At 75.4% G+C, this 14,536-nt stretch carries 11 protein-coding genes; 8 read left to right on the forward strand and 3 right to left on the reverse strand.

From position 1 onward, the window contains the following. Positions 1 to 357 carry a Rieske (2Fe-2S) protein gene (locus ACQEVB_RS32395; protein WP_432979818.1) on the forward strand — a complete coding sequence of 119 codons (357 nt, stop codon included), beginning with the start codon at positions 1 to 3 and terminating at the stop codon, positions 355 to 357. On the opposite strand, the gene ACQEVB_RS32400 is transcribed toward ACQEVB_RS32395, so the two are convergent. Then, positions 320 to 3,523, reverse strand: coding sequence for a BTAD domain-containing putative transcriptional regulator (locus ACQEVB_RS32400; protein ID WP_432979821.1), 3,204 nt, complete (start codon positions 3,521 to 3,523; stop codon positions 320 to 322). The two genes, ACQEVB_RS32395 and ACQEVB_RS32400, sit on opposite strands and share 38 nt — an antisense overlap. Positions 3,524 to 3,628: 105 nt before the next feature. Here ACQEVB_RS32400 and ACQEVB_RS32405 point away from each other — a divergent pair, with 105 nt between their 5' ends. The 3 genes from ACQEVB_RS32405 to ACQEVB_RS32415 are packed head-to-tail and all read left to right on the forward strand — an operon-like array spanning position 3,629 to position 5,997. Beyond that, positions 3,629 to 4,192, forward strand: coding sequence for an NADPH-dependent FMN reductase (locus tag ACQEVB_RS32405; RefSeq protein WP_432979824.1), 564 nt, complete (start codon positions 3,629 to 3,631; stop codon positions 4,190 to 4,192). A gap of 24 nt (positions 4,193 to 4,216) precedes the next feature. Continuing rightward, positions 4,217 to 4,828, forward strand: coding sequence for an NAD(P)H:quinone oxidoreductase (gene wrbA, locus ACQEVB_RS32410; protein ID WP_432979827.1), 612 nt, complete (start codon positions 4,217 to 4,219; stop codon positions 4,826 to 4,828). Next, positions 4,825 to 5,997 carry an MFS transporter gene (locus ACQEVB_RS32415; protein WP_432979830.1) on the forward strand — a complete coding sequence of 391 codons (1,173 nt, stop codon included), beginning with the start codon at positions 4,825 to 4,827 and terminating at the stop codon, positions 5,995 to 5,997. The genes wrbA and ACQEVB_RS32415 overlap by 4 nt, the downstream gene beginning before the upstream one ends. Positions 5,998 to 6,198: 201 nt before the next feature. Here the strand turns inward: ACQEVB_RS32415 and ACQEVB_RS32420 are convergent, their stop codons facing one another. Beyond that, a complete protein-coding gene (locus ACQEVB_RS32420) occupies positions 6,199 to 7,749 on the reverse strand; it encodes an MFS transporter (protein WP_432979832.1) in 1,551 nt (516 codons plus the stop codon). Between the two features lie 191 nt (positions 7,750 to 7,940). Between ACQEVB_RS32420 and ACQEVB_RS32425 the strand changes: the two genes are divergently transcribed. The 3 genes from ACQEVB_RS32425 (at position 7,941) to ACQEVB_RS32435 (ending at position 13,218) form a co-directional block, all read left to right on the forward strand. Continuing rightward, on the forward strand, positions 7,941 to 10,802 hold the full coding sequence (locus ACQEVB_RS32425) for a protein kinase domain-containing protein (protein WP_432979835.1): 2,862 nt from the start codon (positions 7,941 to 7,943) through the stop codon (positions 10,800 to 10,802). A gap of 91 nt (positions 10,803 to 10,893) precedes the next feature. Next, entirely contained in the window at positions 10,894 to 12,066 is a 1,173-nt protein-coding gene (locus tag ACQEVB_RS32430; protein ID WP_432979838.1) for an acyl-CoA dehydrogenase family protein, read from the forward strand. 6 nt (positions 12,067 to 12,072) lie between these two features. Continuing rightward, positions 12,073 to 13,218, forward strand: a complete 1,146-nt coding sequence (locus tag ACQEVB_RS32435; RefSeq protein WP_432979841.1) for an acyl-CoA dehydrogenase family protein — start codon at positions 12,073 to 12,075, stop codon at positions 13,216 to 13,218. 3 nt (positions 13,219 to 13,221) lie between these two features. Here the strand turns inward: ACQEVB_RS32435 and ACQEVB_RS32440 are convergent, their stop codons facing one another. Then, positions 13,222 to 13,620 carry a nuclear transport factor 2 family protein gene (locus ACQEVB_RS32440; protein ID WP_432979844.1) on the reverse strand — a complete coding sequence of 133 codons (399 nt, stop codon included), beginning with the start codon at positions 13,618 to 13,620 and terminating at the stop codon, positions 13,222 to 13,224. 55 nt (positions 13,621 to 13,675) lie between these two features. On the opposite strand from ACQEVB_RS32440, the gene sigJ reads away from it, so the two are divergent. Next, on the forward strand, positions 13,676 to 14,524 hold the full coding sequence (sigJ, locus tag ACQEVB_RS32445; RefSeq protein WP_432979847.1) for an RNA polymerase sigma factor SigJ: 849 nt from the start codon (positions 13,676 to 13,678) through the stop codon (positions 14,522 to 14,524). Positions 14,525 to 14,536: the final 12 nt, after the last annotated feature.

The raw sequence follows: 14,536 nt of genomic DNA on the forward strand, positions 1-14,536 counted from the left end.
ATGGCGTGGGAAGCGGTCGCGGACCTCGACCAGCTCGAGGAGGGCGACATGATGGTCGTCCGCATGAACGGCGAGCCGATCTGCGTCGTCCGGCTCTACGAGGACGAGGCGGTCGCCGTGCACAACACGTGCACGCACCAGCAGCAGCCACTCAACGAGGGCTACCTGCAGGAGGACGACACCCTGATCTGCCCGGCGCACAACTCCTGCTTCGACCTGCGCACCGGCGAGCCGAAGGGGGTCCCCGCCGTCGCGCCGATCCCGGTGTACGCCTGCAAGATCGAGGACGACGCCATCTGGGTGGACGTCGACCAGCAGCTCAACGACGCCGAGATCCCCCACCGGCCGTTCCACTGACCGCGCCGACGTCGAGCGCGTCGCCGCGAGCGGCGCCCTGGGAGAACTCGGTGTCGAAGGCATCGCCCAGCGCCGCCCGCGCGGCGGCGGTGATCCGGTCGACGTCGCCGCGGTCGCTGGACACCTCCGTCCCGTCGACCCCGGCCCGGACGGCCGCCGCCGCGCCGAGCAGGCGGGCGGCGGCGCGGTGGTCGCCGCCGAGCACCCGCTCGCCGGCGAGGCCTTCGAACGCCAGCGCGACCGCGCGCGGGTCCCCGCTGCGGCGGGCCGCGTCGAGCCCTTCCGCGTGCAGGCGGCCGGCGGCCGCGGCGTCGCCGCGCTGCTCGGCGAGGAAGCCGAGCTCGGCGAGCGTGATCGCCTTGCCCGGCTCGTAGCCGGCGTCGCGGTACCACTCGTGCAGCTCCGCCAGGTGGTCCTGCGCCTCGGCGAGCCGGCCGGTGCGGCGGGCGACCATGCCCAGGCCGAGCTGCGCGTAGGCCGCCTTGGACTCGTAGCCCTGCTCCCGCGCGAGGTCCAGCGCACGGCGGTGGCGGTCGTCGGCGAGCGCGGGGTTGCCGGTGAGGGCGGCGATGCGGCCGAGGCGGCTCAGGTGGTCGATCACGGCGGGCCACAGCTGCAGTTCCTCGGCGCAGCGCAGGCCGTCCCGGTGCCGGCGGGCCGCCGACTCGTGATCGCCCGCGATCTCGTCGAGGTTCCCCAGGACCTCGGCCGCGCTGGTCCGCCCCCACTGGTCGCCGAGCTCGTCGAACAGCCGGGCGCTCTCCTCCCCGGCCTGCCGCGCCGCCTCGATCCGGCCGCGGGACATCGCGTACATGCTGACCTCGCGCGCCGCTGCGGCCGTGCCCCACGGGTCGCCGAGCTCGCGGAACGTGGCGTGCGCGGCCGCGGCGAGCCGCTCACCGGCCTCCAGCTCGCCGATCCCGCTCAGCACGTTGGCGTGCTGCCACTGCGCGTGCGCGAGCGCGCCCGCCGCGTCCAGGCCGGTGAACGCGGCGAGCGCGGCGCTGCTGTGCGCCACCGGATCGGCGACGCCGCGTTCCCGGATCTCGACGGCGGCGAGCGCGGCCCTCGCGGCGGCGCGCGCCACCGACGGTTCCTGCCCGGCGATCCGCAGCGCCGCAGCGAGGGACCGGCCGGCCGTGCGGTGGCGGCCCCGCAGGAACCAGTACCACGTGAGCGCGTCGACGAGCCGCAGCGCGAGCACCGGGTCCGGCCGGGCGACGGCGGTGTCGAGCGCCGCCTTGAGGTTCGCCGTCTCGGCGTCGAGCTGCGCCAGCCAGTCCCGCTGCTCGGGGCCGCGCAGCCGGGGTGCGGCCCGCTCGGCGAACTGCGTGTACGCGACCGCGTGGCGGTAGCGGACCGCGGCGTCCTCGCCGGCCTCGTGGAGCCGCTCGCACGCGTACGCGGCGACGGTCTCCAGCAGCCGGTAGCGGGTGCGGCTGCCGTCCTGCACCGGGAGCACCAGCGAGCGGTCCACCAGCCGGGACACGATCTCCAGCACGTCGTCCTCGTCGACGGGGGCGCCCCCGCACACCGCCTCGGCGAGCCCTGCCGTGCACCCGTCGGCGGTCGCCCCGAGCCTGCGCAGCACCGCCCGCTCGGACTCCGCCAGCGGTTCCCAGCTCCAGTCCATGACGGCCCGCAGCGTCCGCTGCCGCCGGGGCGCGTCGCGGGGGCCGGAGCCGAGGACGCGGAAGCGGTCGTCGAGGCGCGCGGCCACCTCGGCGAGGCCGAGCGTGCGCACGCGGGCGGCCGCGAGCTCCAGCGCGAGCGGGAGCCCGTCGAGCTGCCGGCAGACGGCGGCGATCACCGCCGCGTTCTCGCGGGTGAGGGCGAACCCCGGCGCCGCGGCGGCCGCGCGGGCGACGAAGAGCTGCACCGCCGCGGACCCGGCGGGGTCGGCCGGGTCGGTGGGCAGGTCGAGGGCCGGGACGGGTCGGACGACCTCGCCGCGCAGGCCGAGCGGTTCCCGGCTCGTCGCGAGCACGCGCACGTCGGGCGCTCGGCGCAGCAGGGCGGCCACCAGCTCCGCTGCCTGCTCGACGATCTGCTCGCAGTTGTCGAGCAGGAGCAGGACGCGCCGGTCGGCGAGCACGCCGACGAGGCGGCCGAGCGGGTCGGCGGACGCTGCCCCGTCGTCGCGCAGGTCGAGGACGGCGGCCACCAGATCGGCCAGCTCCCCGACGGTGGCGCCGCGCGCCGCGTCGACCCCGGACAGGTCGACCATCCACACCCCGTCGCGCGTCCCGGGCACGAGCCGGCGGGCCGTCTCGACGGCCAGCCGCGTCTTCCCGACGCCGCCGAGGCCGGTCAGCGTCACGAGCCGGGCCGTTGCGAGCAGGGAGCGCAGGTCGGCGACGTCGGCGTCGCGGCCGATGATCTCGTCCCACGTCGCGGGCAGGTTGGTGCGCGGGCGCGCCGGGGCGGCCAGCGCCGGTTCCTGGACGAGGATCGCCCGGTGCAGCTCGACGAGCTCCGGTGCCGGGTCGAGACCGAGCTCGTCGCGGAACCGGGCGCGCAGCTCGGCGTAGCGCTGCAGCGCCTCGGCCTGGCGGCCGGCCCGGTACAGCGCCCGCAGCCGGACGGCCTGCAGCTTCTCCCGCAGGGGGTGCTGGTCGAGCAGCGTGTTCAGCTCGCCGATGACGGCGTCGAGGTCGCCCAGCTCCAGCCGCGCCTCGGCCCGCTGCTCGACGGCGCCGAGGCGCAGCTCCTCCAGCTCGGCGATCGCCGGGGCGGCGAACTCCTCGTCGGCGACGTCGGCGAACGCGGGCCCGCGCCACAGCGCGAGCGCCGCGGCCAGCTGCTCGACGGGGCGCTCGCCGCGCCGGGCCGCCGCCACGAGCTCGGCGAACCGACCGGCGTCGACGGCTGAGGCCGGCACGTCGAGGACGTAGCCGGGCCCGCGCGAGACCACGAGCTCGCGGGCGCCCGGCTCGGCGTCGTCGAGCGCGCGCCGCAGCTGCGAGACCTTCACCTGCAGGGCGCCGAGCGGTCGTCGGGGCGCTTCCGCGCCCCACAGGTCCTCGACCAGGCGGTCGGCCGTGACCAGGGTGCCGCGGTGCACCAGCAGGTCCGCGAGCAGCGCGCGGACCTTCGCGCCCGGCACCACGACCGGCGTGCCGTCGTCGGTCCACACCGCCAGTGGCCCGAGCACCCCGAATCGCACGGTTACGACCGTAACGGGCGGATCGTCAGCGCACGGGAAGTGATCGGTAAGTGCGGAAGCACAGAGTCGGTCCCGTTCACACCGACGAACCGAGAGGGAAGACCGATGACCACCCGCATCCTCGCCATCTCCGGCAGCCTCCGCACCGACTCGGTCAACACCGCGCTGCTGCGCGCGGCGGCGACCGTCGCGGGCGACGACACCTGGTTCGAGGTCTGGTGCGGCCTCGGCGCCATCCCGCCGTTCAACGAGGACGGCGAGGACGACACCCCCGCCGCCGTGGCGGACATGCGGGCGACGATCGCCGGCGCGGACGCCGTGCTGATCTCCACCCCCGAGTACAACGGCTCGATCCCCGGCCAGCTGAAGAACGCGCTGGACTGGGCCTCGCGGCCGTACGGCGACTCGGTGCTCACCGGCAAGCTCGTCGGCGTCACGAGCGCGAGCCCCGGCGAGTACGGCGGCGCGTGGGCGGCCGAGCACCTCGGGAAGGTGCTGAGGATCGCCGGCAGCCAGGTCGTGGATCCCTCCTTCTCCCTGCCGCTCGCCGACGTCGCGTTCCAGCCGGGCACCGCCGTGCTCCGCGACCCCGCCCACACCGCCGCCTTGACCGAGCTGGTCGCGGCCCTGCAGGCCGCCGCCCGGCCCGCACTGGCCATCGCGAGCTGACCCCACCCCCGAGAGGAGGACGTGATGTCCCCGCGCATCGCCGTCGTCTACGACTCCGCGACCGGCAACGTCCACGCCATCGCCGAGGCGCTCACGAAGGGCGCGGCCGAGGCCGGCGCCGAGGTCCGGCTGCGCCGGGTGGCCGAGACCGTGCCCGACGACGTCGTGGACCGCAACCCGGACTGGCGGGCCCACCTGGAGGCCACCGCCGACGTCGGTGAGGCCACCCTCGACGACCTGACCTGGGCCGACGGGTACGCCGTCGGCACGCCCACCCGCTTCGGGAACGTGGCGGCGCAGCTCAAGCACTTCCTCGACGGGACCGGCGGGATCTGGGAGGCCGGCCACCTCGCCGGCAAGCCGTTCACCGGCTTCACCAGCACCGGTGAGGTGCACGGTGGCCAGGAGGCCACGATCCTCGCGCTGTACAACGTGGCCCACCACTGGGGCTCGGTCATCGTGCCGACGGGGTACGTCGACTACGACCTCATCCACGCGGCCGGCGGCAACCCGTACGGGCTGAGCACGGTGGCGGCGCCCGGCGGGCCACCGCCGGAGGTGCTCGCGGCGGCAGTCCACCAGGGCGCCCGGCTGGCCCGCATCACCGCCGCGCTCACGTCGGTGCGCGCGTCATGACCGCCACCGTCGCCCGGCCGGAGCCCCGCACGTTCCCGCGCCTCGCGCTGCTCGCGCTCGCGGCCGGAGCGTTCGTGATGTGCACCGCCGAGTTCGTCATCGCCGGGCTGCTGCCCGACCTCGCCGCGGACCTCGGCGTCGGCATCTCGACGGCAGGCCTGCTCATCTCCGGGTACGCGGCGGCCATCGTCGTCGGCGGGCCGCTGTTCGTCGTGGCGGGTACCCGGGTGGCGCGGCCACGGCTCCTGGTGATCGCCGCGGCCCTGTTCGTGGTCGGGAACACCCTCGCCGCGCTGTCCGGGACGTACGCGCTGCTCATGACGGGTCGGGTGCTCAGCGCGCTCGGGCAGGGCGCGTTCCTCGCCACCGCGTCGGTCGTGGCCGCCGACCTGGTCCCGCCGGCGCTGCGGGCCCGCGCCATCGCGATCGTCTTCGCGGGCGGGACGGTCGCGAACGTGGCCGGCACCCCGCTCGGCGCGCTCGTCGGGCAGCTGATCGGCTGGCGGGCCACGTTCTGGGCCGTCGCCGTGCTGGGGGCGGCGGCGCTGGTGGCCGTCGTGAGCGCGGTGCCCGCATCGGGGCCGCCGGCACCGACGTCGTTGCGGGCCGGCCTGAGCACGTTCGCCCAGGTGCAGGTGTGGTTGACGCTCGCGATCGGCATGGCCGGACTCGGCGGCCTCTTCGCGGCCTACACCTACATCGCCCCGCTGTTGACGTCGGCGAGCGGCTTCCCGCCCGGCGCGATCGCCCCGCTGCTGGGTCTGTTCGGGATCGGCCTGCTCGCCGGCAACGCCGTCGGCGGGCGGCTGGGGAGCCGGGCCCAGCTCCCGGTGCTCGGTGGCGGGTTGGCGGTGCTCGCGATCGGCCTGGCGGGCCTGGCCGTCGGGGCGGGCTCCCCGGTCGTCGCCGCGGTCCTGCTGATGATCGTCGGGGCCAGCGCGTTCGCGATCGTGGCGCCGTTCATGACCCGGCTGATCGACCAGGCCGCCGGCGCGCCGCTGCTCGCGTCCGCGGCGGGCGGGTCGGCGGTCAACGCCGGCGCCGCGCTCGGCGCGTACCTCGGCGGTCTCGCGATCGACACCACGCTCGGCGTGACCGGCCCGCCGATCGCCGGCGCGGCGATCGCGGCGCTCGGCCTGGTCGCGGTGCTGGCCAGCCGGCGCACGTGACGGCTCGCTCCGGCGCGCTGCGTTCCGCGGCGCGAGTCTTGCGTTCTGCGGGGCGAGTCCTGCGTTCGGTCGACGGGCGCCGGTGATCATGCCGGCCCGTCCGCGACGGTGAAACGCCGAACTCGCCCGGCAGAACGCAGGACTCGCGCGGGGAAACGCAGGACTCGCCCGGCGGAACGCAGGACTCGCCGAGCCAGGCACTCAGAACGGGGCGTCGTCCTCGTCCGCCGGCACCGCGAGCCCGCGGGAGCCGAGGAGCAGCGCCGCCGCCGCGCCGAGGACGCACAGCACCGCCGTCACCCCGAAGATCTCCCGGTACTCGACGAGCACGGCGCCGCGCAGGGCGTCGGCGTAGGCGGCCAGCCGCTGCTGGTAGACGGCCATCTCGACGAACCCGGTCGCGTCGAACGGCAGCGGCAGGGTGAGCCCGGCCGTCAGCTCGGCGAACCGGTGCAGGCCCCACGCGGTCAGCGCGGCCACCCCGACGAGCATCCCGGTGATGCGCGCGACCACGACGGCGGCCGACGCCACCCCGTGCCGGTCCGCCGGCACCGCCCGCAGCACGGCGGCGGACACCGGCGCGATCACCAGTCCGAGCCCGAGCCCGGCCAGCACCAGGTCGGCGTCGAGCATCGAGACGCCGAGCACCCGCTGCGCCGCGGTCGGGTCGACCGGCCAGCCCGACATGAACCAGTAGCCGACGGCGGCCACCACCATCCCGGCCGTCGCCGTCGGCGCGTCCCCGAGACGGCGGGCCAGCAACCCGCCCAGCACCGCGCCGGCGGGCAGCGCCACCAGGAAGCGCGTCAGCAGCAGCGCTGCGCCCGTCGCGTCCCGCGCGAGCAGGGTCTGGGCGAACAGCTCGACGTCGACGAGCGTGACCATCAGCGCCGCACCGGCCAGCAGGCTCACCACCAGCGCGGCGAGCACCGGCCGCCCGCGCACCCCGGCCGGGTCGAACAGCCGGGTCGCGGCCCGGCGCTCCCAGACGACGAGCGCGACCAGCGCCACCGTCGCGGCCGCGAGCGCCGGCCAGCCCCACGGCGGCAGCACGGCGTGCTTCGGATCGGGGTTGTAGAGCCCGACGACGAGCAGCCCGAGCGCCGCCGCGAGCAGCAGCCCGCCGACGACGTCGACCCGCCGTGCCGGGGACGGACGGGTCGCGGCCCGGGGCAGCGCGAGGTGCACCGCCACCATCGCGACGAGCGCCAGCGGCACGTTCACCCAGAACACCCCGCGCCAGCCGACGAGCGCGGCCAGCCCCGCCCCGTACAGCGGGCCGAGGACACTGCCGAACTCCTGAGCGGCCCCGACGATCCCCAGCATCGTCGCGCGCCGGCGCTCGGCCACGAGATCGCCGACCAGCGCCATCGTCACCGGCAGCAGCGCCCCGCCCGCGACGCCCTGCAGCGCCCGCCCGGCGACGACCGTCGGGAGATCGGTGCCGAGCGCCGTCACCACCGAGCCGGCCGCGAACCCGAGCAGGCACAGCTGCACCACGGGCCGGCGCCCGAACCGGTCCGACACCTGCCCGAGCAGCGGCATCGCGCCGACGTAACCGAGCAGGTACCCGGTGACCAGCGGCGTCGCCCGTTCCAGCTGGGTCAGCGGCACGGCGAGGTCGGTGATGATCTGGACGAGCAGCGTCACCACGACGTACGCGTCCAGCGCGGCGAGCAGCACCGCCACCGCACCGGCGCCGACGGCCGCGCCGGAGCGCGTCGGGATCGTGGCTCGCTCCTGCTGGCTCATCGAGCGGGACCCTAGCGGCGCGGGTCGTCGCGAGGCCCGGGGTGTCGGCTCCGGGGGGCGCCCCTCTGCACCTGCGCGCGCGGAGCGCTGTGCGACCATTCGGCGTAGAGGCGCACTGTCCGTGAGCACGGCGACCGGGACGTCACCCGTTCGAGGCGCGATCGGGTACGCGCAGACGCGATGGGGGCCGGGTGGAGGCGCTGGAGCAGGACGATCCTGCGACGGTCGGCCCGTTCGCGCTCCTCGGCCGGCTGGGTGCCGGCGGGATGGGCACGGTGTACCTCGGCCGGTCCGGCGACGGGGCGATGGCGGCGGTGAAGGTGCTGCACAGCGGGTTCGCCGCGGACGTCGAGTTCCGCAGGCGGTTCGCGCGCGAGGTGGCCGTCGCGCGGACGGTGCGCGGCCACGGCCTCGTGCCCCTGCTGGACGGGGACGCGGAGGCTCCCCGGCCGTGGCTCGCGACGGAGTACGTGGAGTCGCGGTCGTTGAACCAGGTCGTCGAGGACCGCGGGCCGCTGTCGGAGCCGGAGGTCACGGTGCTCGGCCGCGGCCTGGCGGACGCACTGGCGCAGCTGCACGCGCAGGGCGTGGTGCACCGCGACCTGGCGCCGTCCAACGTCCTGATCACCGACGACGGGCCGCGGCTGATCGACTTCGGGGTGGCGCGGTCGATCGGCGAGTCGGTGATCACCGCGACCGGCGCGGTGCTGGGCACCCCGGCGTTCATGTCCCCCGAGCAGGCCGGGGGCACCGAGATCCGGCCGGCGTCGGACGTGTTCTCGCTGGCCGCCGTGCTGGTGTTCGCCGCGACCGGGGCGGGCCCGTACGGTCACGAGACGGACGCCGTGGCGCTGCTGCGGCACATCCGCGACGACGAGCCCGACCTCTCCGCGCTCTCCCCCGGGCTGCGCTCGGTCCTGGAGCCGTGCCTGGCGAAGGATCCGACGACGCGGCCGGACGCGGCGTCGGTCGCCGCGCAGTTCGGGGCGCGCCGGCGGACCCCGACGGTGTCCCCGCTGTCCGAGTGGGACCCGCCGACCATCGGCCCGTACCGGCTGCTCGGGCTGCTCGGGGCCGGCGGGATGGGCAAGGTCTACCTGGGCGAGGAACCGACCGCGGACGGGCCGCGGCAGGCCGCCGTCAAGGTGGTGCACGAGCAGTTCGCGGCCGACCAGCGGTTCCGGGAGCGCTTCGCCCGCGAGGTTGCCGTCGCCCGCGCGGTGCAGGGGCCGCGGGTGGCCCAGCTGATCGATGCCGAGCCCGACGCGCGGGTCCCGTGGCTGGCTACCGAGTACGTGTCCGGGCCGTCGCTGGAGCAGGCCGTCGCCGGCGCGACGCTGCCCGAGCACGCCGTGCTTCGGCTGGCCGCGGGCCTCGCCGAGGCGCTGGCCGCCATGCACGCCCGTGGCATCGTGCACCGCGACCTGAAGCCGTCGAACGTGCTGCTGGCCCTCGACGGCCCGAAGCTGATCGACTTCGGCATCGCGCGCGCGTTCGACGAAGCCGGCATCACCCGCACCGGCGGCGTGCTCGGCGCCCCCGGGTTCATGTCGCCGGAGCAGGCCGCCGGACATGACGTCGGGCCGGCGTCGGACGTGTTCTCGCTGGCGTCCGTCGTCGTGTTCGCCGCGATCGGCCGTGGCCCGTTCGGGACGAGCACGACGCCGCTCGCGCTGCTGCGGCGCGTGATCGACGACGCCCCCGACCTCACCGGCCTGTCGCCGCGGCTGGCCGCGATCGTCGAGCCCTGCCTGGCGAAGCAGCCCGACGACCGGCCCACTGCGGCCGAGCTGGTCGACCTGATCGCGGCCGCGCCCACTGCCCCGGCCGTCGACGGCGGCACCCGGGTGCTGCAGGCGCCGGAGCCCGAGCGCCGTCGCCGCGGCATCGGCCGGCGCGGCCTGCTCATCGGGGCCGGGCTGGTCGGGGCGGCGGCCGCGGGCGGCGTCGGTCTCGTGCTTGCCGCACGGTCGACGCCGCGGGCCGCGCGGTGGGTCATCGACGTGCCCGGCCCCGCGACGCTGGACGTCGCCGGCGGCGTGCCCTACCTCTACGGCAGCGACCGGGTCGTGCGGGCCGTCGCACCCCGCGACGGCTCGGTGACCTGGACGTACGCCCTGCAGGACGACCACAGCCTGCTCCTGCCGCGCTTCCGGGCGACACCGGCCGCCTGCTACGTCGACGACGAGCCCGGCCTCTCCGCCGTCGACACGAGCACCGGGCTGCTGCGGTGGGCCGCGCCCGCGACCTTCCTCGTCACGGCCGACGTGGACGTGGTCGTCGCGTTCCAGCTGGTCGACGACGCGTGGTCGGTCGTCGGGCTCGATCCGGCGACGGGGACCCGGCGCTGGGCGGCCCCGACCGGGTTGCCGCACCCCGACGGCGCGGCCGTGCTCGACGGTCGCGTGTTCGTCAGCCAGGAAGCCGTCACCGCCTTCGACGCCGGCACCGGCGCGCAGCTGTGGCAGCAGCCGCGGGCGCCGCGCGGCTTCAGCTGGACCGTGTCCGGGGCCGGGCTGTTCCTCACCGACGGTCGTCAGGCCGTCGCCCTCGATCCCGCCACCGGCACGATTCGGTGGCGCCGCGACCTGCCCGACCCGCCGTTCCCCGCCGAGATCTCGCCCACCACGTACGCGACGGGCGCGGCGCTGTGCCTGACGTCGGCGGGCGGGCAGCGGGCGCAGGTCTGGTCGACCGACACCGGGCAGCTGCGGTGGCAGGCCAACGACCCCGATCCGCGCCAGCCGTCGAGCAAGCTGTGGCTGCTGGAGCCGCAGAGCGTCGGCAACGCGGACGTGATCTTCTTCGCCGAACGGGGATTCGACCGCAACGCGCCGATGTCGTACACCTCGTACACCTACCGGGTCACCGCCCGCTCGGCCGCCAACGGGGACATCCTGTGGACGGTTCCCCTGATCAGCCCGTCGGCGACCAACCTGGAGGCGAGCCTCGCGCTCGACGGCAACACCCTGTTCGCGCTGCTCGGCCCGCGGCGCACGTCCGGCACGACCAGCACGACCGGTGGCACGCTGCACGCGTTCGATCTGACCTGATCGGTGACGAACCCTGCGTTGCGCGCGGCGACCGTGCCCTGACAGTGTCGACCACGGCGACGTCGCCGGCACGAGGAAAGGACGAGGTCCGATGCGGTTGCAGCTGTCCCCGGAGGAGGAATCCTTCCGGCAGGAGATGCGCACGTTCTTCACCAGCCAGGTCCCCGAGTCGATCCGGGAGACGGTCGCGGCGCACCGGGAACTGACCCGTGACCAGTGGGTGCAGACCCAGCAGATCCTCAACGCGGCCGGGCTGGCCGTGCCGCACTGGCCCGTCGAGTGGGGCGGCCGGGAGTGGACGCCGCTGCAGCGCCACATCTGGCGCGAGGAGATGCAGCTGGCGTGCGTGCCGGAGCCGCTGCCGTTCAACGCCGGCATGATCGGCCCGGTCCTCGCGGCGTTCGGCAGCCAGGAGCAGAAGGAGCGCTTCCTGCCGGCCACCGCCAACCTCGACATCTGGTGGTGCCAGGGCTTCTCCGAGCCCGACGCGGGCTCCGACCTCGCCGGCCTGCGCACGTCCGCGGTCCGCGACGCCGACGACTGGGTCGTCAACGGGCAGAAGACCTGGACCACGCTCGGCCAGTACGCCGACTGGATCTTCTGCCTGGTGCGCACCGACCCGGAGGCGAAGAAGCAGCGCGGCATCTCGCTGCTGGTGTTCCCCATGGACAGCCCGGGCGTCACGCTGCGACCGATCGAGCTCGTCGACGGCAGCTTCGAGGTCAACGAGGTCTTCTTCTCCGACGTGCGGGTACCCGCGGAGAACCTCGTCGGCGAGGAGAACCATGGCTGGGACTACGCCAAGTTCCTGCTCGGCAACGAGCGCGTCGGCATCGCCCGCGTCGGCTACACCAAGCGGATGCTCGCGGAGGCCAAGGAGCACGCCCGCAGCGTCACCAGCAACGGGCGACCGCTGCTGGAGGAGCCGCGGATGGCCGCACGGATCGCCGAGATCGAGAACGAGCTGCTCGCACTGGAGCTCACCGCGCTGCGGGTCGTCGCGCACTCGTCCGACGGGCGCCCGCACCCGGCGTCGTCGGTGCTGAAGCTGCGCGGCTCCGAGCTGCAGCAGGCTGCCACCGAGCTGGTGCTCGACATCGCCGGCCCGCTCGCCGTCGCCTCCTTCGCCGAGGACGGCTCCGACGTGCCCGAATGGGCCCGCACCGCCGGTCCCGGCTACCTGAACTACCGGAAGGTCTCCATCTACGGAGGCTCCAACGAGGTGCAGCGCACCATCATCGCCGGCACGATCCTGGGGCTGTGAGCTGACGTGGACTTCGACTTCGACACCGAGCAGAACGACCTGCGCAGCGCCGTCCGCGCGCTGCTGGAACGCGCCTACGGCGAGAACGAGCAGCGCCGCCGGGCCGTCGCCAACGACCCCGGATTCGACGAGAAGGTGTGGTCCCGGCTGGCCGAGATGGGCCTGCTCGGGCTGCCGTTCCCCGAGGAGCACGGCGGCACCGGCGCCGGACCCGTCGAGGTGGCGATCGTGGCCGAGGAGATCGGCCGGGTGCTGGCCCCGGAACCGTTCGTGGAGGCCGTCGTGCTCACCGGCGGCGTGATCGACGCCGCCGGCACCGACGCCCAGCGCTCCCGCCTGCTCGCCGCCATCGCGGAGGGCACGCAGCTGGTCGCCTTCGCGCACGCCGAGCCGGGCAGCCGCTGGACCGTCGAGGCGTCGGCGGTGCGCGCCACCCCCGACGGGGACGGCTGGCGGCTCTCCGGCGTCAAGGAGCCCGTGGTGAACGGCGCCCGGGCGGACGTGCTGGTCGTGAGCGCGGCGACCGACGAGGGCACCCGCCTCTTCGTCGTGTCCGGTGACGCGGACGGCCTGACCCGCACCGGCTACCGCACCACCGACGGTGGCCGCGCCGCGCACGTCGCGTTCGCGGACACACCGGCCGAGGCGCTCGGCGACGCAGCGGACGACAGCGCGCACATCGAGCGGGCACTGGCGCAGGCCCGGATCGCCTACGCGCACGAGGCCGTCGGCGTGATGTCGTCGGCCATCACCGCGACCAGCGACTACCTGAAGACGCGCACCCAGTTCGGGGTGCCGCTCAAGACGTTCCAGGCGCTCACGTTCCGTGCCGCCGACATGTACGTCTCCCTCGAGCTGGCCCGCAGCATCGCACTGTGGGCGACGCTCGTGATCGACGCCGGCGGCGACGTCGTCGCTGCCGCCGACCGGGCCCGGCTGCAGACCAGCCGGGCCGGGCGGCACATCGGCGAGGAGAGCGTGCAGCTCCACGGCGGCATCGGCGTCACCGCCGAGTACTCCGCCGGGCACCGCCTCAGCCGACTGGCCGTCATCGACCACCTGCTCGGCGACGGCGACTGGGCGCTCGACCGGCTGGCCGAGCGGGTCGGCGACCACGAGACCGTCGACCCGCTCGGGGCGCCGTACGTCTGAGGTTCACACCATCCCGTGCGGGTTGGCCGGCGCGTCGGGGAACGGCTGGACGACGTCCCAGTGCTCGACGACCTGGCCGTCGAGCACGCGCAGGATGTCGACGACCGCCGTCGCCGGCGCGCCCGCGCGGGCCAGCCGGCTGTGCACCGCGACCAGGTCGTCGCCGGCGACGATCCGGCGGACCTCGGTGTCGGCCTGCATCAGCGCGGTGCCGGCCGGCCCGCGGAAGAACGCGAGGAACGCGTCGCGGCCGCTCTGCGTGGCCGGGTCGTGCGGGACGAGCGGGTTGTGGGAGACGAAGTCGGGGTGCAGGAGGGCACCGGCGGCGTCGAGGTCGTTCGCGTCGAAGACGAGGTGGAGCAGCTCTTCGACGATCTCTCTGTTCTGATTCTTGGTGCTCATGCAGGGAAGACGGATGCCGACGGGCCCGCGTCACGCGGCGCTAGTCTCGGCCTGGATGGCTGATCTCTTCGAGGCCGAGCGGCCGGCGCTGTTCGGGCTCGCCTACCGGATGCTCGGCACCCGCGTCGACGCCGAGGACGTGCTGCAGGACGCCTGGCTGCGCTGGAGCCGCGTCGACCAGGCCGGCGTCGAGGACCCGCGGGCGTACCTGTTCCGGCTGGTCACCAACACCGCGGTGGATCAGCTGCGGCGGCTGCAGGCCCGCCGCGAGACGTACGTCGGGCCGTGGCTCCCGGAGCCGCTGGTCGGCGACGCGGCGCAGGAGGTCGAGACCCGCGCGGCCGCGTCCGTCGGGCTGCTGGTGGTGCTGGAGTCGCTCGACCCGGACGAGCGGGCCGTCTTCGTGCTGCACGAGGCATTCGGGTTCGGCCACTCCGAGATCGCCGCGATGCTGGGGCGCACCGACCGGGCCGTGCGGCAGCTCGCCTACCGGGCGCGGCGGCACGTCCGGGATCGGCGGCCACGGCGGGAGCCGCACCCGCAGGAGCACCGCGAGCTGGTCGCCCGGTTCGCCGACGCGGCCGTCCGCGGCGACGTCGCGGCGCTGGTGGCGCTGCTCGCACCGGACGCCGTGTTCGTCGCCGACTCCGCCGGGCGCCGCGAGACCCCGCGCACGCCGCTGCACACGGCGGCCGCGATCGCCGACTGGTTCCGCAGTGCCCAGCCGTTCTGGCCGGCGGATCTCGGCCTGCACGTCGTCACGGTAAACGGCGAGCCGGGGCTGCTCGTCACGACGGGAGGGACGCCGTTCCTGGTCGCCGCGCTCGAGGTGGCCGACGCCCGCATCCACGCGATCCACGCGCAGCTGAGCGGGGAGAAGCTCGCCCTCGTCGCACGGGCGTGACGACGTACCGCT

Origin of the sequence: Pseudonocardia sp. CA-107938 (genome assembly GCF_050936315.1) — a bacterium.
Lineage (GTDB): Bacteria > Actinomycetota > Actinomycetes > Mycobacteriales > Pseudonocardiaceae > Pseudonocardia.

Coding starts and splice junctions, on each gene's coding strand:
- ACQEVB_RS32395 (WP_432979818.1), top strand. CDS start 1: ATGGCGTGGGAAGCGGTCGCGGACCTCGACCAGCTCGAGGAGGGCGAC.
- ACQEVB_RS32405 (WP_432979824.1), top strand. CDS start 3,629: ATGACCACCCGCATCCTCGCCATCTCCGGCAGCCTCCGCACCGACTCG.
- wrbA (WP_432979827.1), top strand. CDS start 4,217: ATGTCCCCGCGCATCGCCGTCGTCTACGACTCCGCGACCGGCAACGTC.
- ACQEVB_RS32415 (WP_432979830.1), top strand. CDS start 4,825: ATGACCGCCACCGTCGCCCGGCCGGAGCCCCGCACGTTCCCGCGCCTC.
- ACQEVB_RS32420 (WP_432979832.1), bottom strand. CDS start 7,749: ATGAGCCAGCAGGAGCGAGCCACGATCCCGACGCGCTCCGGCGCGGCC.
- ACQEVB_RS32430 (WP_432979838.1), top strand. CDS start 10,894: ATGCGGTTGCAGCTGTCCCCGGAGGAGGAATCCTTCCGGCAGGAGATG.
- ACQEVB_RS32440 (WP_432979844.1), bottom strand. CDS start 13,620: ATGAGCACCAAGAATCAGAACAGAGAGATCGTCGAAGAGCTGCTCCAC.
- sigJ (WP_432979847.1), top strand. CDS start 13,676: ATGGCTGATCTCTTCGAGGCCGAGCGGCCGGCGCTGTTCGGGCTCGCC.